General features: G+C 61.6%; 1 protein-coding gene. It reads left to right on the top strand.

The annotated features are described in order from the left end of the window. Positions 1 to 255 (top strand): Ig-like domain-containing protein (locus J5M67_RS29025; protein WP_243434952.1); only part of this gene is annotated, 255 nt, incomplete at both ends.

The raw sequence follows: 255 nt of genomic DNA, 5'->3' as shown, positions 1-255 counted from the left end.
GCACGAAGATTGGCGAAGCCGATGTGGGCGCTGACGGCAAGTGGGAATTCACGCCGACCACCCCGCTGAACAATGGCGACCATGCCTTCACCACCGAAGTGCTGGACAAGGCTGGCAACAGCAGCGGCCAGGGCGACGCCCTGAACGTCGTGGTTGATACCAGCAAGGTCGATGTGAGCATCACCCACGTGATCGACGATGTTGGTTCGATCAAAGGCGATATCGCCGCCAACGGCGTGACCGACGACGCTCGCC

The organism is Pseudomonas sp. 30_B (assembly GCF_017491605.1).
In the GTDB taxonomy this organism is placed as follows: domain Bacteria; phylum Pseudomonadota; class Gammaproteobacteria; order Pseudomonadales; family Pseudomonadaceae; genus Pseudomonas.
This window is presented reverse-complemented; position numbering and strand designations above follow the sequence as displayed.